Below are 16,471 nucleotides of genomic sequence, written 5' to 3' on the forward strand. Positions count from 1 at the left end.
TGAAACGCCGTAGCGCCGATGGTAGTGTGGGGTCTCCCCATGCGAGAGTAGGGAACTGCCAGGCATCAAATTAAGCAGTAAACTGATGTAAAAATCAGTGGTTGTAAAAGAATTCGGTGGAGCGGTAGTTCAGTTGGTTAGAATACCTGCCTGTCACGCAGGGGGTCGCGGGTTCGAGTCCCGTCCGTTCCGCCACCCTAATTAGGGGCGTAGTTCAATTGGTAGAGCACCGGTCTCCAAAACCGGGTGTTGGGAGTTCGAGTCTCTCCGCCCCTGCCAGAAATAATCCTTAGCATCTGCTAAGGATTTTTTTTTTTGCCTGAAATTACCTGATTATCTGATCAGGTAATCGTAAGTTCCCTTCTTTTTCTTTTCATCATTTTCATTGTTCATCCAGCACATCCGTTTTTAACAGATCGCAGATCAGCGAGTATTTATCGCTATTTTGCAGCCAAATGGCGTATAGCGGCCGTGAAAGCGTTGCGCTGTCGGCAACGGTATGTAATCCGCCCTTTTCATTTGCCCAGTTTACAGGAAGCCAGCTACAGCCATTTAATGCGCTAAGCTGTTGTCGGGCGAGTTCGGCTGAGCTGGTTGTTAATACCGGCACTTCATCTGCTGCGATCAGCCCGGTTTCATGCTGTTGGAAGTCTGGTCCCCACTCCAGCCGCAGATAATTGAGTTCTGATTTCTTACGGGCAGGGCTGCTGCAATATAACGCCAAAGTGAAGTGCCCTAACAGCTGACTGCTGAACTCATCCATTTTGGGCGCTTCGGTAGTAATGAGGAGATCAAGCTGGCGTTCATGAAGTTGCTTCACAAGCGATTGCCGTTGAGCGATTCTGGCTTCGAACTGCAGGCCGCTTTGCGGCTCCTGTAGTTGGTACAGTCGCCCCAGCCAGGCGTTAAGCATACACTCCCATAAAGACGCGCTGGCGCCGATGGAAAACTCGTTATGGCGTGAGGTATGCGCCACCTCTTTACGTGCCGCCTGCCACGTATTCATCAGCGTTTCCGCATACGGTAAAAGTTTTTCGCCAGCCGTGGTTAAACGGATATTGTTTCTGTGCCGCGTAAAAAGGTTTACGCCCAGTTGATTCTCCAGTTGCCTGATACGAAAGCTCACCGCGGATTGCGTCAGGTAAAGTGCTTCTGCGGCCCGCCCGAAATGGCGTGTCCGGCTAACTTCCAGGAAAGTTTTTAACAATTCCGTATCCACTGTGCTCTCCACAAAATTATTTGTCGTTATGATTTAAATGTTTTGTTTTACACTCTGTCAAGCGTAACTAATACTCCGCGCCATAAATAGCTCAGACAAAGAATTAGGAGCGTGCAGGATGGCGGAAAGCTTTACGACGACTAATCGATATTTTGACAATAAACATTATCCACGTGGATTCTCTCGTCACGGTGATTTCACGATTAAAGAGGCACAACTGCTTGAGCGTCATGGTCATGCCTTTAATGATCTGGATCTTGGCAAGCGTGAGCCTGTGACTGAAGAAGAGAAGCTGTTTGTAGCGGTATGTCGCGGTGAACGCGAGCCGGTAACGGATGCAGAACGCGTCTGGTCCAAGTATATGACGCGTATCAAGCGTCCAAAACGCTTCCACACCTTGTCTGGCGGCAAGCCGCAAGTTGAAGGCGCAGAAGACTACACCGAAGCTGATGATTAATAAAAAGGGCGTAATGCCCTTTTTTTACGCCAACAGCTTTTGCAAATGAATTAACAACCTGTCTATCGCCCGATAGCTTACCGCCTCCAGCAAATGCTGACGCGAGATCTGGTCAGCCAGTTCTATGTCGGCAATGGTTCTGGCCACTTTTAGTAAACGCTGCCAGGCGCGAATGGATAATCCAAGATGCACTAGCGTGTCTTCAAGCCAGCGGGCGTCATCGTGATGCAAAACACAATATTTTTGGATTTCGCGACCCTCCAGACGCGCGTTTAACTTCTTCTGGCGTCGGTACTGCCGTTCATGGGCGGCGATGACCCGCTTTTTTACCGTAGCGCTGCTCTCACCCTTTGAGGCGTGTTGGCTAAGAATCCCGGGCGGTGGAAGCGGTATCTCAAGCGAAAGGTCAAAACGATCAAGAAACGGGCCTGACAACCGATTAAGGTAACGTAGTGTCTGTTCTGGCGTGCAGCGATTATGGTTTCCCTGATAATGTCCGGTCGGGCTGGGATTCATTGCGGCGATTAACTGGAACCTGGCAGGGTACGTTATTTTCGCTCTGGTACGGGATAAATGAATTTGACCGGATTCTATAGGTTCACGTAGCGCATCCAGTGTGCGTCGTTCAAATTCAGGCAATTCATCAAGGAACAAAATTCCGTTGTGCGCCAGCGATATCTCCCCCGGGGCGGGTATTGCGCCGCCGCCGACCATAGCAGTAAGCGAGGCGCTATGATGAGGTGAGCGAAAGGGACGTTGCTGCCATCGTTTTTGTACCGTATCGGCATTAACCAGACTGAGGATCGCGGCGCTTTCCAACGCCTCTTCATTGCTTAATGGTGGAAGAATCCCGCTCAGTCGACTGGCCAGCATGGTTTTACCCGTACCCGGCGGGCCGATCAATAGCAGATTATGTCCCCCTGCCGCTGTAATCTCCAGGCCGCGTTTACCCTGCTCCTGACCGATCACATCGCGCAGATCGGCAGTTGCGGTAGGCGATGCCATATCCTGAGCTAAAGGTCTTTCCAGGGTGTGTTTTCCTTCCAGAAAGGCGCAGACGGTTTGTAGATGATCGGCGATAAAACATCCTTCTTTGCTGATAAGCCCAACCTCCGCCGCGTTCTCTGTTGCGACGATAATATTTCTGCCGGCCCTGATGGCTTCCGTTGCACTTGATATTGCGCCAGGAACGCCGCGTAATGCGCCTGTAAGCGCTAACTCACCCACCAGCTCATATGCCTCAAGATTCGACGCTGTAAGCTGCTCAGACGCGGCCAGAAGCGCAACAGCAATAGGCAGGTCATACCTTCCGCCCTCTTTCGGTAGATCGGCTGGAGCAAGGTTAATGGTTATTTTTTTAGCCGGAAATTCATATCCGCTATTAATAATCGCACTACGTACCCGGTCACGCGCCTCTTTTACCGTGGTTTCCGGTAGGCCAACCATGGTTAATCCCGGTAATCCATTACTGATATGCACCTCTATAGTGATAGGCGGCGCATTGACACCAAGTGCGGCGCGAGTATGAACAATCGCCAGTGACATAATCCCTCCTGTTACGTGGATTATGCGGGATAGAAGAGAAAATCGAATTACTGACTTTTTGTTTTTTAGCGGCTGCTTCCTGAATTTTGGCGTCATTTTCAGGTAAGAAACATCAAACTGGAAGAACGCTCGCAGAAGCGAAAAGAAGGAAAACAGGGTGTAGAGTGCGTCAAATGGGGGAGGAAAACGTGAAAATTTTTCAGTTGCTAATTTTTCTTATAAAAAACAAAGCACTTTTAGGCATTCACCTGCATTATCTGAAACGTGGTTAAAAAAATATCTTGTGCTATTGGCAAAACCTATGGTAACTCTTTAGGTATTCCTTCGAACAAGATGCAAGAATAGACAAAAATGACAGCCCTTCTACGAGTGATTAGCCTGGTCGTGATTAGCGTGGTGGTGATTATTATCCCACCGTGCGGGGCTGCACTTGGACGAGGAAAGGCTTAGAAATCAAGCCTTAACGAACTAAGACCCCCGCACCGAAAGGTCCGGGGGTTTTTTTTGGCCTGAAAAACTTAAGCGAGGAGCAGAACGTGAATAACAGCATAAAATTCTGTTTCTCAAGATTTACGACGGGGATGTAACTATGAACGGGGCACAGTGGGTGGTACATGCTTTGCGAGCGCAGGGGGTGAAAACCGTATTTGGTTATCCTGGCGGAGCAATTATGCCGGTTTACGACGCGTTGTATGACGGTGGTGTGGAGCATTTGTTGTGCCGACACGAACAGGGTGCGGCAATGGCGGCAATCGGTTATGCCCGTTCTACCGGCAAAACCGGTGTTTGTATCGCCACTTCCGGCCCTGGCGCCACTAACCTGATCACTGGCCTGGCGGATGCGTTGTTAGATTCGGTCCCCGTCGTCGCGATCACGGGTCAGGTTTCCGCCCCGTTCATCGGCACTGATGCGTTCCAGGAGGTGGATGTGTTAGGCCTGTCGCTGGCCTGTACCAAACACAGCTTCCTGGTGCAGTCGCTGGCAGAGCTGCCTCGTATCATGGCAGAGGCTTTTGAAGTCGCCAACGCTGGCCGTCCTGGCCCGGTTCTGGTGGATATCCCGAAAGATATCCAGTTGGCCAGCGGTGAGCTGGAACCCTGGTTTACTACCGTTGCTAACGAAGCGACTTTCCCGCAGGCTGATGTTGAACAGGCGCACCAGATGCTGGAACAGGCGAAAAAACCCATGCTGTACGTCGGCGGTGGTGTTGGTATGGCGCAGGCAGTTCCGGCGCTGCGTAAATTTATCGCGGTAACGCAAATGCCAGTTACCTGCACGCTGAAAGGGCTGGGGGCTGTTGAAGCTGATTATCCGTACTATCTGGGCATGCTGGGAATGCACGGTACTAAAGCGGCTAATTTCGCGGTGCAAGAGTGTGATTTACTGATCGCCGTTGGTGCACGTTTTGATGACCGGGTGACCGGTAAGCTGAATACGTTTGCGCCGAACGCCAGCGTAATCCATATGGATATCGACCCGGCGGAAATGAACAAACTGCGTCAGGCACACGTCGCGTTGCAGGGAGATTTAAATTCGCTGTTGCCGGCATTACAGCAACCGCTGAAGATCGACGCATGGCGTCAGTCCTGTGCAGAGCTGCGCGCAGAACACGCCTGGCGATATGACCATCCTGGCGAGACTATCTATGCGCCGTTGTTGTTGAAGCAATTGTCGGAACGCAAACCCGCAGACAGCGTGGTGACGACGGATGTTGGGCAGCATCAGATGTGGTCAGCCCAGCATATGACTTACACCCGCCCGGAGAACTTCATCACTTCCAGCGGTCTGGGGACGATGGGATTCGGCTTACCGGCGGCCGTTGGCGCACAGGTAGCGCGACCGAATGATACCGTTATCTGTATCTCCGGTGACGGCTCCTTCATGATGAATGTTCAGGAGTTGGGCACCGTAAAACGCAAGCAGTTACCGTTGAAGATAGTCTTACTCGACAACCAGCGGTTAGGGATGGTTCGACAATGGCAGCAACTGTTTTTCCAGGAGCGATATAGCGAAACCACCCTGACCGATAACCCCGATTTCCTCATGCTGGCCAGCGCCTTCGGCATTCCAGGCCAGCACATTACTCGTAAAGACCAGGTTGAAGCGGCACTCGACACGATGTTGGCAAGCGAAGGGCCGTACCTGCTTCACGTCTCAATCGACGAACTTGAAAATGTCTGGCCGTTGGTGCCGCCTGGCGCCAGTAACTCTGAAATGCTGGAGAAATTATCATGATGCAACATCAGGTCAATGTATCGGCACGCTTTAATCCAGAAACCTTAGAACGTGTTTTACGCGTGGTGCGCCATCGTGGTTTTCAGGTGTGCTCCATGAATATGGAAGCCGCGACCGATGCGCAGAATATAAATATTGAATTGACCGTTGCCAGTCCCCGGTCGGTCGACTTACTGTTTAGTCAGTTAAGTAAACTGGTAGATGTTGCGCATGTCGCAATCTGCCAGAGCGCTGCCACATCACAACAAATCCGCGCCTGAGCGCAAAAGGAAGAAAAATGACGACGAAAAAAGCTGATTACATTTGGTTCAATGGCGAGATGGTGCGCTGGGAAGACGCGAAGGTTCACGTAATGTCTCACGCGCTGCACTACGGTACGTCGGTATTTGAAGGGATTCGGTGCTACGACTCTCACAAAGGCCCGGTAGTGTTTCGTCATCGTGAACATATGCAGCGCCTGCGCGACTCAGCAAAGATTTATCGTTTTCCGGTTTCCCAGAGTATTGATGAGCTGATGGAAGCCTGCCGCGAAGTGATCCGCAAAAACGACCTGACCAGCGCCTATATCCGTCCGTTGGTATTTGTCGGCGATGTCGGTATGGGCGTTAACCCGCCCCCGGGATACACCACTGACGTCATCATCGCCGCGTTCCCGTGGGGGGCATACCTGGGCGCCGAAGCGCTGGATCAGGGGATCGATGCGATGGTTTCTTCCTGGAATCGCGCTGCGCCGAACACCATTCCAACCGCTGCGAAAGCGGGCGGTAACTATCTTTCCTCACTGCTGGTGGGTAGCGAAGCGCGCCGCCACGGCTATCAGGAAGGCATCGCCCTGGATGTAAACGGCTATATCTCCGAAGGCGCAGGCGAAAACCTGTTTGAGGTAAAAGATGGCGTGCTGTTTACTCCGCCGTTTACCTCTTCCGCGCTGCCAGGCATTACTCGCGACGCGATCATCAAACTGGCGAAAGAACTGGGTATTGAAGTGCGTGAGCAGGTGCTGTCCCGTGAATCGCTGTATCTGGCCGACGAAGTGTTTATGTCCGGAACCGCGGCAGAAATTACTCCGGTACGCAGCGTTGATGGTATCCAGGTAGGCGAAGGCCGCTGCGGTCCTGTCACCAAGCGTATCCAACAAGCCTTCTTTGGTCTCTTCACTGGAGAAACTGAGGATAAATGGGGCTGGTTGGATCCGGTAAATTCATAATAAATAAAGTTAATATTTTCCCAAATAATTTGCGTCACAGGAAGGCGGCAACGCAGCGAATCCCCAGGGCTTACTGTCGTAAGTGACTGGGGTGAGTGAGGCAGCCAACGCACCTGTGGCGTGAAGTATGAAGGGAAAAGATGGGGAGTAAATAAAGCATGCCTAAGTACCGTTCCGCCACCACCACCCATGGTCGTAATATGGCGGGTGCCCGCGCGCTGTGGCGCGCCACCGGAATGACCGACAATGATTTTGGCAAACCGATTATCGCCGTGGTGAACTCATTCACTCAGTTTGTGCCGGGTCACGTTCATCTGCGCGATCTCGGTAAGCTGGTCGCCGAACAGATTGAAGCTTCCGGCGGTGTGGCGAAAGAGTTCAACACTATTGCCGTGGATGACGGGATCGCCATGGGGCACGGGGGTATGCTCTATTCACTGCCGTCGCGCGAGCTGATCGCCGACTCCGTGGAGTACATGGTGAACGCTCACTGCGCTGACGCGATGGTGTGTATCTCCAACTGCGACAAAATCACCCCAGGGATGCTCATGGCCTCGCTGCGCCTGAATATTCCGGTGATCTTTGTCTCCGGCGGACCGATGGAAGCCGGGAAAACCAAGCTTTCAGACAAAATTATCAAGCTGGATCTGGTTGATGCCATGATTCAGGGAGCGGACCCGAAAGTCTCTGACGATCAAAGTAACCAGGTTGAACGCTCCGCCTGTCCAACCTGCGGCTCCTGCTCCGGCATGTTTACCGCTAACTCCATGAACTGCCTGACCGAAGCGCTGGGCCTGTCGCAGCCGGGCAACGGCTCACTGCTGGCAACCCACGCTGACCGGAAGCAGTTGTTCCTCAATGCCGGTAAGCGGATTGTTGAACTGACTAAACGCTATTACGAGCAGGATGACGAAAGTGCACTGCCGCGTAACATCGCCAGCAAAGCCGCGTTTGAAAACGCCATGACGCTAGATATTGCGATGGGCGGTTCGACCAATACCGTTCTGCATCTACTGGCGGCGGCGCAGGAAGCGGAAATCGACTTCACCATGAGTGATATCGACAAGCTGTCCCGCAAGGTGCCGCAGCTGTGTAAAGTGGCGCCAAGTACCCAGAAATACCATATGGAAGACGTTCACCGTGCCGGCGGTGTGCTGGGTATTTTAGGCGAGCTGGATCGCGCCGGGCTGCTGAACCGCAACGTGAAAAACGTATTAGGCCTGACGCTGCCGCAAACGCTGGAACAGTACGACATCACGGTTACGCAGGACGAAGCGGTTAAAAAAATGTTCCGTGCTGGCCCTGCCGGTATCCGTACTACCCAGGCGTTCTCGCAGGATTGTCGCTGGGATTCGCTGGATGACGACCGCGCAGCGGGTTGCATCCGCTCGCTGGAGTATGCCTATAGCAAAGACGGCGGTCTGGCGGTGCTGTATGGCAACTTCGCCGAAAACGGCTGCATTGTGAAAACCGCAGGCGTGGATGACAGCATCCTTAAATTTACCGGCCCGGCTAAAGTGTATGAAAGCCAGGACGACGCGGTAGAGGCGATTCTCGGCGGCAAAGTAGTGGAAGGCGATGTAGTCGTGATCCGCTACGAAGGGCCGAAAGGCGGGCCGGGAATGCAGGAAATGCTCTATCCGACCAGTTTCCTGAAGTCGATGGGGCTGGGCAAAGCCTGCGCGCTCATCACCGATGGGCGTTTCTCCGGCGGTACTTCGGGTCTTTCCATCGGCCACGTCTCGCCGGAAGCGGCCAGCGGCGGCACTATTGCGCTGATTGAAGATGGCGACACCATTGCGATTGATATCCCGAACCGCAGCATTCAGTTGCAGTTGAACGAGGCTGAAATCGCCGCACGCCGCGAGGCGCAGGAGGCTCGTGGCGACAAAGCCTGGACGCCGAAAAATCGTCAGCGTCAGGTTTCGTTTGCCCTGCGTGCCTACGCCAGCCTGGCGACCAGCGCCGATAAAGGCGCGGTGCGCGATAAATCGAAACTGGGAGGTTGATGATGGCGGAATCTCAACCACTGTCAGTCGCGCCGGAAGGGGCGGAGTATCTGCGCGCGGTGCTACGCGCGCCAGTATACGAAGCGGCGCAGGTGACGCCGCTGCAAAAAATGGAAAAGCTCTCGTCACGTCTGGATAACGTTATTCTCGTCAAACGCGAAGACCGGCAGCCGGTACATAGCTTTAAGCTGCGCGGCGCTTACGCGATGATGGCCGGATTGACCGAAGAACAAAAAGCCCACGGCGTGATTACTGCGTCGGCGGGGAACCATGCACAGGGCGTGGCGTTCTCCTCCGCGCGGCTTGGCGTGAAGTCGCTGATCGTCATGCCAAAAGCAACGGCGGATATTAAAGTCGATGCGGTACGCGGTTTTGGCGGCGAAGTGCTGTTGCACGGCGCTAATTTTGATGAAGCGAAAGCGAAAGCTATTGAGCTGGCGCAGCAGCAGGGTTTTACCTGGGTGCCGCCGTTTGATCACCCAATGGTGATCGCCGGGCAGGGCACGCTGGCACTGGAGCTGCTTCAGCAGGATTCGCATCTCGATCGTGTCTTTGTGCCGGTTGGCGGCGGCGGCCTGGCGGCGGGCGTAGCGGTACTGATCAAACAATTGATGCCGCAAATCAAAGTGATTGCCGTCGAAGCGGAGGATTCCGCCTGCCTGAAAGCGGCGTTGGAAGCCGGTCATCCAGTAGATCTCCCGCGCGTTGGGTTATTTGCTGAAGGCGTAGCGGTAAAACGCATCGGCGACGAAACGTTCCGGCTGTGTCAGGAATACCTTGATGATATTGTCACCGTGGATAGCGACGCTATCTGCGCGGCGATGAAAGATCTGTTTGAAGATGTGCGTGCGGTGGCGGAACCGTCCGGCGCGCTGGCGCTGGCGGGGATGAAAAAATATATCGCCCAGCACAATATTCGCGGCGAACGCCTGGCGCACGTCCTTTCCGGCGCCAACGTCAACTTCCACGGCTTGCGCTATGTGTCTGAACGCTGCGAGCTGGGGGAACAGCGCGAAGCGTTACTGGCGGTGACCATTCCGGAAGAAAAGGGGAGCTTCCTCAAATTCTGCCAGTTGCTTGGCGGGCGTATGGTCACCGAATTTAACTACCGTTTTGCCGACGCGAAAAATGCCTGTATTTTTGTCGGCGTACGCGTCAGTCAGGGGCTGGAGGAGCGAAAAGAGATTATCACCCAACTGTGCGACGGCGGTTATAGCGTAGTGGATCTCTCCGACGATGAAATGGCGAAGCTGCATGTGCGCTATATGGTCGGCGGACGCCCCTCCAAGCCATTACAGGAGCGTTTGTATAGTTTCGAATTTCCGGAGTCGCCCGGCGCGTTGCTCAAATTCCTGCATACGCTTGGCACGCACTGGAATATTTCGCTATTCCATTACCGCAGCCACGGTACCGATTATGGCCGCGTGCTGGCGGCGTTCGAGTTAGGCGATCATGAGCCGGATTTCGAAACCCGGCTGCATGAGCTGGGCTATGAATGCCATGATGAGAGCAATAACCCGGCGTTCCGGTTCTTTCTGGCGGGTTAATTCAGCGTTTAGTTTTTCGGGCCCACAAAGTAAAGTGGGCCTGATATCCAGATATGATCTTCCCTCAGTTATTGGGCTTTTCTGCCAGCCAGGAGCATCCACTCATTTAATTTTGCGAGACGTTTTCCAGAAGGCGCCCAATCTGCTTGTGGTGAAACTCGGCTCACCATATCGTTAGCACCGCCATCACTCGCACCTGTTAAAAACAATGTATAAAATTTTATACACAAGGATGTTATGTTACTCACCCTCGCTCTCTCCAATGAAAAAGAAATTCGATGAGTGGGATCTTCTCTGGAGGATCTCCTGGCTTTTCCCATAACGGTATGTAAAGCAGTCGGTTATCAGCTTCATAAAATTCAATATGGAATTGAACCGGATGACTGGAAACCGTTTTCAGAAATTGGGGCTGGGGTAAATGAAATTCGGATTCGTGACAACAATGGTATCTATCGCGTTATGTATGTCGCTAAGTTTGAAGAAGCACTCTACGTTTTGCATAGTTTCCAAAAACAGACGCAACAAACCAGTCAGCACGATAAAAACATCGCCAGAACGCGTTATAACCGGGTGGTGCAACAACGGAGAAACAGCTTGTGATTGACAAAACTGATAGTGATATTCGCCATGTGACGCCATCTGGCGGTAATGTTTTTGCTGATTTGGGGTTTGATAAGCAGGACGCAGAAAAGTTTTACGCTGATTCCCTGAGTGAAATCGAAAACACGTTAGCCATTAAAGAACAGCTCATGGAAGAAATTACCCTCTGGATTACGCGAAACCAAATGAAGCAAGCCGAGGTTGCTACAGTTTTGCATATATCCCGACCGCGCGTTTCGGATGTCGTCAACAAGAAATGCAGCAAATTCACCATTGATGCTCTGGTGAATATGCTTAGCCGTATTGGGAAGCCTGTTCGGGTAATGGTAGGGCCGTAAAACTAATTCGGTAAAATCTTCCAGAACGCATCAATTAGCGGCTCATGCAGCCGCTTTTTTTGCGCGCAGACGCCCAGTTCAAACGGCGTTTTTTCGTCGCTGCGCTCTAAAATCATCACCCGATTGCGCACCGGCTCCGGGCTGTTTTCCAGCACCACTTCCGGCAGCAGCGCCACGCCGCAGCCCAGCGCTACCATCGATACCATTGCTTCATGGCCGCCCACTGTCGCGTAAATTGACGGGTTACTGATTTTGTGGCGACGGAACCACAGCTCAATGCGGCGGCGTACCGGCCCCTGATCGGCCATGATAAACGGCACCGTCGACCAGTCGGGCTTATCGACCGACACCTGATTGCGCACCGGGCAGGGCAGCGCCGGGGCGATCAGCACCACTGCCAGATTCTCCAGCATCGAAAAGGCGACCGCGCCGGGCAGCGTTTCCGGCTTACCGGCAATCGCCAGATCGGCCTCGCCGGTGACCACTTTGTCCATGGCGTCGGCGGCGTCGCCGGTGGTGAGCTTAATTTCCACCGAGGGATGTTCGGCGCGGAAGCGGTCGAGGATCGGCGGCAGGTGACTGTACGCCGCGGTCACTGAACAGAAGATATGGAGTTCGCCGGAAAGGGACGGCCCCTGCTGATCGAGGGTATGGCGCAACTGCTGATATTGCAAAAGCGTCTGTTGGGCAAACACTCGCAGCTCTTCACCCGCTTCGGTCAGCGTGACCGTGCGGTTATCACGTACAAACAGCGGCTGGCCGAGATCTTCTTCCAGCCGCTGAATCTGTCGGGAAAGGGTGGAGGGGCTGACGTGCATCGCCCGCGCGCTGCGGCCAAAGTGGCGGCTTTCCGCCAGATGCAGGAAGGTTTTTAGATCGCGTAAATCCACAGACAGACCTCCGGTTTTTGACGTTGCATAAACCGCAACATAACGTTGTGAATATATCAATTTCCGCAATAAATTTCCTGTTGTAATGTGGGTTCATTCGCACAGATAGCAATCTGTAAACCGAACAATAAGCGCGACAACACAACATCACGGAGTACACCATCATGGCTAACTACTTTAATACACTGAATCTGCGCCAGCAGCTGGCGCAGCTGGGTAAATGTCGCTTTATGGGCCGCGACGAATTCGCCGATGGCGCGAGCTACCTGCAGGGTAAAAAAGTGGTCATCGTCGGCTGTGGCGCTCAGGGGCTGAACCAGGGCCTGAACATGCGTGACTCCGGTCTGGATATTTCCTACGCCCTGCGTAAAGAAGCCATTGCTGAGAAGCGTGCCTCCTGGCGTAAAGCGACCGAAAACGGCTTCAAAGTGGGTACCTACGAAGAGCTGATCCCGCAGGCGGACCTGGTGGTTAACCTGACGCCGGACAAACAGCACTCCGACGTTGTGCGTTCCGTACAGCCGCTGATGAAAGATGGCGCGGCGCTGGGTTACTCCCACGGCTTCAACATCGTGGAAGTGGGCGAGCAGATCCGTAAAGACATCACCGTAGTGATGGTCGCGCCGAAGTGTCCGGGCACCGAAGTGCGCGAAGAGTACAAACGTGGTTTCGGCGTGCCGACGCTGATCGCGGTACACCCGGAAAACGACCCGAAAGGCGAAGGTATGGCGATTGCTAAAGCCTGGGCGGCGGCCACCGGTGGTCACCGTGCGGGCGTACTGGAATCTTCTTTCGTTGCGGAAGTGAAATCTGACCTGATGGGCGAGCAGACTATTCTGTGCGGTATGTTGCAGGCCGGTTCTCTGCTGTGCTTCGACAAGCTGGTGGCAGAAGGCACCGACCCGGCATACGCCGAAAAACTGATTCAGTTCGGCTGGGAAACCATCACCGAAGCGTTGAAGCAGGGCGGCATCACCCTGATGATGGACCGTCTGTCTAACCCGGCGAAACTGCGTGCTTACGCGCTGTCCGAACAGCTGAAAGAGATCATGGCGCCGCTGTTCCAGAAACATATGGATGATATCATCTCCGGCGAATTCTCTTCCGGCATGATGGCTGACTGGGCTAACGACGATAAGAAACTGCTGACCTGGCGTGAAGAGACCGGTAAAACCGCGTTCGAAACCGCGCCGCAGTTTGAAGGTAAAATCGGCGAGCAGGAGTACTTCGATAAAGGCGTGCTGATGATCGCGATGGTGAAAGCGGGCGTTGAGCTGGCGTTCGAAACCATGGTCGATTCCGGCATCATCGAAGAATCCGCTTACTACGAATCACTGCACGAACTGCCGCTGATCGCCAACACCATCGCCCGTAAGCGTCTGTATGAAATGAACGTGGTTATCTCCGATACCGCAGAATACGGTAACTACCTGTTCTCTTACGCTTGCGTACCGCTGCTGAAACCGTTTATGGCGGAATTGCAACCGGGCGATCTGGGTAGTGCTATCCCGGAAGGCGCGGTAGACAACGCACAGCTTCGCGACGTGAACGACGCGATTCGTAGTCATGCGATTGAGCAGGTAGGTAAGAAACTGCGCGGCTATATGACGGATATGAAGCGTATTGCGGTAGCGGGTTGATATACCTTGTCGGGGGGCGCTAGCGCTTACCCGACCTACAAAATCAAGCAGACGATGTAGGCCGGGTAAGGCGTAGCCGCCACCCGGCTTTTTATTTGCGATACAATACTTTAATGATGTGGTAACCGAACTGAGTATGCAGCGGGCCGGTTGGCTCCAGTACCGGGCAGGAAAAGACTACTTTATCGAATGCCGGAACCATCTGGCCCTGACGAAATTCGCCTAAATGACCGCCTTTTTTACCGGATGGGCAGATAGAATGCTTCTTCGCCAGCTTCTCAAAATCGCCGCCGTTTTTAATTTGCTCCAGAAGATCTAAAGCCAGTTTCTCTTCTTTTACAAGAATATGCAGTGCTGCTGCTATTTTTGCCATTATTGTGTTCTCACGTCGCAAAGATTGGCCGTCACTTTATCACTCCTTAGGCCGTCAGACATATACTCTTCGCCATTACAGGACAGATGTCCCGCCTGATTTAATGAACCGGGAGATAAGCGGCATTTTTAGCGGGCGTATTTCGGATGCGCGGGACGACGGTCCTGTCCTTTCTGACAAGGGGCGAGATACCATGAACATAATGAAAAACGCAGAATTTCCAGACGACTGGCTTTTAGGGCTACGCCAGGTCGTACGCGACCCAGTGCTCTATGAATTACTCAAATACTGCCCGTTGGAAATCATGCAGTGCTGGCGATTTGACGACATTTCCCGTGGCGCGCTTATCTGCCGCCAGGGGGAAATATGCCAGCAATTTTCACTCATTGTGGCCGGCGAAGTGGATGTTTTTTACGAAGCTGAAGATGGACGCCGTTACCGGCAGGCGCGTTATGGCAAAGGAGATATGCTGGGCGAGCTAGAGATATTTGAGTCGCGGCATTACATCTGTTCTGTCGTAGCCGTCGGCAATGTACAGCTACTCAGCCTGCCGCAAGCGCATTTTTGCCGCTGGCTGACGCTGGATAACCACTTTAACCAGCGAATGCTGCGGTTTTTCAGCCAACAGTATTACCAGTTGTCGAAAAAGGCCAGTAGCGACAATTTGTACTCGCTGCATCAGCGCGTATGCCAGGCATTATGGCTGCGTTATCAACAATATGAATCAACCACTATTTTGCTTGATAAGCAGAATCTTGGTCAGGAATTTGCGGCGACGACGCGCAGCATCAACCGGATACTGCACGATCTGAAATCGCTGAACATTATTGATACCGACGGTGAGCGGATCATTTTACTGGCTCCTGAAAAACTCAAACAGGAGGCGGAAATCTGAACCTCTCAGAACAATAAGGAGACGGGAGATGCAACCCCATATTCGGCTTAACACAAGCATGACCCGCGCGAAATATGCGCTTTTGCCCGGCGATCCCGGGCGGGTGGATAGAATCGCCCGTTTTCTTGATAAGGCTGAGATTCTGGGGCAAAACCGGGAGTTTCGCGCGGCGCGCGGCTGGTACCAGGGGGTTGAAATAGTCGTGCTTTCCACGGGAATCGGCGGACCGTCAACCGCTATCGCCATTGAGGAGTTACGCCAGGTTGGCGTCAACACGCTAATCCGTATCGGTAGTTGCGGCGCGTTGCAGGACTCGCTGGCGTTGGGCGATGTGATCATCGCCCACGGCGCGGTGGCTGACGACGGTGCCAGCAAAACCTATGCGCCCGCCAGTTATCCGGCCTGTGCGGACCCGTATCTTACCGCCACGCTGATACAGCAGGCGAAACAGATGAACATCTCTGCCGTTTGCGGGCTGGTACGCAGCCATGACAGTTTTTATACCGATCGCGAAGCTGAACTGGATGCCGAATGGTCGGCCAGGGGAGTTCTCGGCGCGGATATGGAAACCGCCGCGCTGATGGTGGTGGGGGCGTTACGTGGGCTGCGTACCGCGTCGTTGCTAAACGTGGTCGTCGCGCATAGTGGCTGTCTGGAGAGCAGCATTAACCATTATGTTCAGCAGGAAACCTTGTGCCAGCAAGGTGAAGAGCGCCAGATTTCTCTGGCGCTTCAGGCCATTTATTTCGATAGTTTGCAAGGAGAGCAATGATGGACTTTTTCAGCATTAACAATGTAATGGTCAACATTCCTCTCGGCGAGGGTGGGTATGCGCTGTCGTGGATTGAGGCTATCGGCACCGTCTTTGGCTTATTGTGCATCTGGTGCGCCAGCCGGGAAAAAATCGTTAATTACCTGTTTGGTTTGATTAACGTCACTCTGTTTGCCGCCATCTTTTTTCAGATTCAACTGTATGCCAGCTTGCTACTTCAGGTGTTTTTCTTTGCGGCGAATATTTACGGCTGGTACGCATGGAGCCGGCAGAATGACGCCCGGGAAGCTGCTCTGAAAGTACGCTGGCTTTCTCGTCAACAAACATGGAGGTTGGGGGGCGTATGTATTATCGCCATTCTGCTGATGACGTGGTTTATCGATCCGGTCTTCGCTATGTTGACCCGCGTTATGCTCGCTCTGCTGCAAACGGTAGGTATGCAGGTGGCGATGCCTGAACTCCAGCCGGATGCGTTCCCGTTCTGGGATTCCACCATGCTGGTGTTGTCGATTGCGGCGATGGTGCTGATGACCCGCAAGTACGTGGAAAACTGGCTGCTGTGGGTGATTATTGATGTAATTAGCGTCGTGATCTATGCAGTACAGGGCGTTTATGCGATGTCGCTTGAGTATGTTCTGCTGACGGCGATCGCGCTAATGGGTTCTTACAGTTGGATCAAGAGCGCACAGCGTAATGGCTATACGCCGCTTGCCGCCAGAGCCTGCTGATTGACCTTTTCCAGG

The 16,471-nt window shown here is 53.3% G+C and carries 18 protein-coding genes and 2 tRNA genes; 16 read left to right on the top strand and 4 right to left on the bottom strand.

Features of this window, described 5'->3' with window-relative positions; genetic code table 11:
* The first annotated feature begins 118 nt into the window (after positions 1-118).
* Together NBA72_RS21350 and NBA72_RS21355 are read left to right on the top strand one after the other, a co-directional pair.
* Positions 119-195 (top strand) — tRNA-Asp (locus NBA72_RS21350).
* A gap of 8 nt (positions 196-203) precedes the next feature.
* Positions 204-279 (top strand) — tRNA-Trp (locus tag NBA72_RS21355).
* A gap of 103 nt (positions 280-382) precedes the next feature.
* Here NBA72_RS21355 and hdfR read toward each other — a convergent pair.
* Positions 383-1,231: an HTH-type transcriptional regulator HdfR gene (gene hdfR, locus NBA72_RS21360; protein ID WP_001541181.1), complete on the bottom strand. Its 849-nt coding sequence runs from the start codon at positions 1,229-1,231 to the stop codon at positions 383-385.
* Between the two features lie 106 nt (positions 1,232-1,337).
* Here hdfR and maoP point away from each other — a divergent pair, with 106 nt between their 5' ends.
* Complete coding sequence (gene maoP, locus NBA72_RS21365; RefSeq protein WP_000840996.1) at positions 1,338-1,676, top strand: macrodomain Ori organization protein MaoP; 339 nt, start codon at positions 1,338-1,340, stop codon at positions 1,674-1,676.
* Between the two features lie 24 nt (positions 1,677-1,700).
* Here the strand turns inward: maoP and NBA72_RS21370 are convergent, their stop codons facing one another.
* Complete coding sequence (locus NBA72_RS21370) at positions 1,701-3,221, bottom strand: YifB family Mg chelatase-like AAA ATPase (RefSeq protein WP_042949725.1); 1,521 nt, start codon at positions 3,219-3,221, stop codon at positions 1,701-1,703.
* A gap of 351 nt (positions 3,222-3,572) precedes the next feature.
* Here NBA72_RS21370 and ilvL point away from each other — a divergent pair, with 351 nt between their 5' ends.
* The 9 genes from ilvL (at position 3,573) to NBA72_RS21415 (ending at position 11,158) form a co-directional block, all read left to right on the top strand.
* Positions 3,573-3,671, top strand: coding sequence for an ilv operon leader peptide (gene ilvL / locus NBA72_RS21375; RefSeq protein ID WP_001311244.1), 99 nt, complete (start codon positions 3,573-3,575; stop codon positions 3,669-3,671).
* An 86-nt stretch (positions 3,672-3,757) separates the two neighbouring features.
* Positions 3,758-3,808 carry a peptide IlvX gene (ilvX, locus tag NBA72_RS21380; RefSeq protein WP_192930503.1) on the top strand — a complete coding sequence of 17 codons (51 nt, stop codon included), beginning with the start codon at positions 3,758-3,760 and terminating at the stop codon, positions 3,806-3,808.
* Between the two features lie 2 nt (positions 3,809-3,810).
* Positions 3,811-5,457: an acetolactate synthase 2 catalytic subunit gene (gene ilvG, locus NBA72_RS21385; RefSeq protein WP_042949726.1), complete on the top strand. Its 1,647-nt coding sequence runs from the start codon at positions 3,811-3,813 to the stop codon at positions 5,455-5,457.
* On the top strand, positions 5,454-5,717 hold the full coding sequence (gene ilvM / locus NBA72_RS21390) for an acetolactate synthase 2 small subunit (protein ID WP_000983260.1): 264 nt from the start codon (positions 5,454-5,456) through the stop codon (positions 5,715-5,717). Before ilvG ends, ilvM begins: the two co-directional genes overlap by 4 nt.
* Before the next feature lie 17 nt (positions 5,718-5,734).
* On the top strand, positions 5,735-6,664 hold the full coding sequence (ilvE, locus tag NBA72_RS21395; RefSeq protein WP_042949727.1) for a branched-chain-amino-acid transaminase: 930 nt from the start codon (positions 5,735-5,737) through the stop codon (positions 6,662-6,664).
* A gap of 158 nt (positions 6,665-6,822) precedes the next feature.
* Positions 6,823-8,673, top strand: coding sequence for a dihydroxy-acid dehydratase (gene ilvD / locus NBA72_RS21400; protein WP_439005027.1), 1,851 nt, complete (start codon positions 6,823-6,825; stop codon positions 8,671-8,673).
* A gap of 2 nt (positions 8,674-8,675) precedes the next feature.
* On the top strand, positions 8,676-10,220 hold the full coding sequence (gene ilvA, locus NBA72_RS21405; RefSeq protein ID WP_001524959.1) for a threonine ammonia-lyase, biosynthetic: 1,545 nt from the start codon (positions 8,676-8,678) through the stop codon (positions 10,218-10,220).
* A gap of 282 nt (positions 10,221-10,502) precedes the next feature.
* Complete coding sequence (locus tag NBA72_RS21410) at positions 10,503-10,820, top strand: type II toxin-antitoxin system RelE/ParE family toxin (RefSeq protein WP_042949728.1); 318 nt, start codon at positions 10,503-10,505, stop codon at positions 10,818-10,820.
* Positions 10,817-11,158 (top strand): helix-turn-helix domain-containing protein, encoded by a 342-nt coding sequence (locus NBA72_RS21415; RefSeq protein WP_042949729.1) that lies wholly within the window; start codon positions 10,817-10,819, stop codon positions 11,156-11,158. The genes NBA72_RS21410 and NBA72_RS21415 overlap by 4 nt, the downstream gene beginning before the upstream one ends.
* Positions 11,159-11,160: 2 nt before the next feature.
* On the opposite strand, the gene ilvY is transcribed toward NBA72_RS21415, so the two are convergent.
* Positions 11,161-12,048, bottom strand: a complete 888-nt coding sequence (ilvY, locus tag NBA72_RS21420) for an HTH-type transcriptional activator IlvY (protein WP_001518849.1) — start codon at positions 12,046-12,048, stop codon at positions 11,161-11,163.
* A gap of 164 nt (positions 12,049-12,212) precedes the next feature.
* Here ilvY and ilvC point away from each other — a divergent pair, with 164 nt between their 5' ends.
* On the top strand, positions 12,213-13,688 hold the full coding sequence (gene ilvC, locus NBA72_RS21425) for a ketol-acid reductoisomerase (RefSeq protein ID WP_000024943.1): 1,476 nt from the start codon (positions 12,213-12,215) through the stop codon (positions 13,686-13,688).
* 91 nt (positions 13,689-13,779) lie between these two features.
* On the opposite strand, the gene ppiC is transcribed toward ilvC, so the two are convergent.
* Entirely contained in the window at positions 13,780-14,061 is a 282-nt protein-coding gene (ppiC, locus tag NBA72_RS21430) for a peptidylprolyl isomerase PpiC (RefSeq protein ID WP_001062243.1), read from the bottom strand.
* Between the two features lie 193 nt (positions 14,062-14,254).
* On the opposite strand from ppiC, the gene NBA72_RS21435 reads away from it, so the two are divergent.
* Genes NBA72_RS21435 through pnuC form a run of 3 tightly spaced genes read left to right on the top strand, consistent with a single transcriptional unit; the run spans position 14,255 to position 16,456 of the window.
* Positions 14,255-14,956 carry a Crp/Fnr family transcriptional regulator gene (locus NBA72_RS21435; RefSeq protein ID WP_001024340.1) on the top strand — a complete coding sequence of 234 codons (702 nt, stop codon included), beginning with the start codon at positions 14,255-14,257 and terminating at the stop codon, positions 14,954-14,956.
* Positions 14,957-14,984: 28 nt separating this feature from the next.
* Positions 14,985-15,728, top strand: a complete 744-nt coding sequence (locus NBA72_RS21440) for a nucleoside phosphorylase (protein ID WP_001182428.1) — start codon at positions 14,985-14,987, stop codon at positions 15,726-15,728.
* Positions 15,728-16,456 (top strand): nicotinamide riboside transporter PnuC, encoded by a 729-nt coding sequence (pnuC, locus tag NBA72_RS21445; RefSeq protein WP_020838007.1) that lies wholly within the window; start codon positions 15,728-15,730, stop codon positions 16,454-16,456. Before NBA72_RS21440 ends, pnuC begins: the two co-directional genes overlap by 1 nt.
* Positions 16,457-16,471: the final 15 nt, after the last annotated feature.

This window comes from Salmonella sp. NW1250, from assembly GCF_051812965.1.
GTDB lineage: Bacteria > Pseudomonadota > Gammaproteobacteria > Enterobacterales > Enterobacteriaceae > Salmonella > Salmonella enterica.

What these genes read in the sequence shown, in the direction of transcription:
- maoP (WP_000840996.1), top strand. Translation starts at nt 1,338, where the DNA reads ATGGCGGAAAGCTTTACGACGACTAATCGATATTTTGACAATAAACAT.
- NBA72_RS21370 (WP_042949725.1), bottom strand. Translation starts at nt 3,221, where the DNA reads ATGTCACTGGCGATTGTTCATACTCGCGCCGCACTTGGTGTCAATGCG.
- ilvL (WP_001311244.1), top strand. Translation starts at nt 3,573, where the DNA reads ATGACAGCCCTTCTACGAGTGATTAGCCTGGTCGTGATTAGCGTGGTG.
- ilvG (WP_042949726.1), top strand. Translation starts at nt 3,811, where the DNA reads ATGAACGGGGCACAGTGGGTGGTACATGCTTTGCGAGCGCAGGGGGTG.
- ilvM (WP_000983260.1), top strand. Translation starts at nt 5,454, where the DNA reads ATGATGCAACATCAGGTCAATGTATCGGCACGCTTTAATCCAGAAACC.
- ilvE (WP_042949727.1), top strand. Translation starts at nt 5,735, where the DNA reads ATGACGACGAAAAAAGCTGATTACATTTGGTTCAATGGCGAGATGGTG.
- ilvD (WP_439005027.1), top strand. Translation starts at nt 6,823, where the DNA reads ATGCCTAAGTACCGTTCCGCCACCACCACCCATGGTCGTAATATGGCG.
- ilvA (WP_001524959.1), top strand. Translation starts at nt 8,676, where the DNA reads ATGGCGGAATCTCAACCACTGTCAGTCGCGCCGGAAGGGGCGGAGTAT.
- ilvC (WP_000024943.1), top strand. Translation starts at nt 12,213, where the DNA reads ATGGCTAACTACTTTAATACACTGAATCTGCGCCAGCAGCTGGCGCAG.
- ppiC (WP_001062243.1), bottom strand. Translation starts at nt 14,061, where the DNA reads ATGGCAAAAATAGCAGCAGCACTGCATATTCTTGTAAAAGAAGAGAAA.
- NBA72_RS21435 (WP_001024340.1), top strand. Translation starts at nt 14,255, where the DNA reads ATGAACATAATGAAAAACGCAGAATTTCCAGACGACTGGCTTTTAGGG.
- NBA72_RS21440 (WP_001182428.1), top strand. Translation starts at nt 14,985, where the DNA reads ATGCAACCCCATATTCGGCTTAACACAAGCATGACCCGCGCGAAATAT.
- pnuC (WP_020838007.1), top strand. Translation starts at nt 15,728, where the DNA reads ATGGACTTTTTCAGCATTAACAATGTAATGGTCAACATTCCTCTCGGC.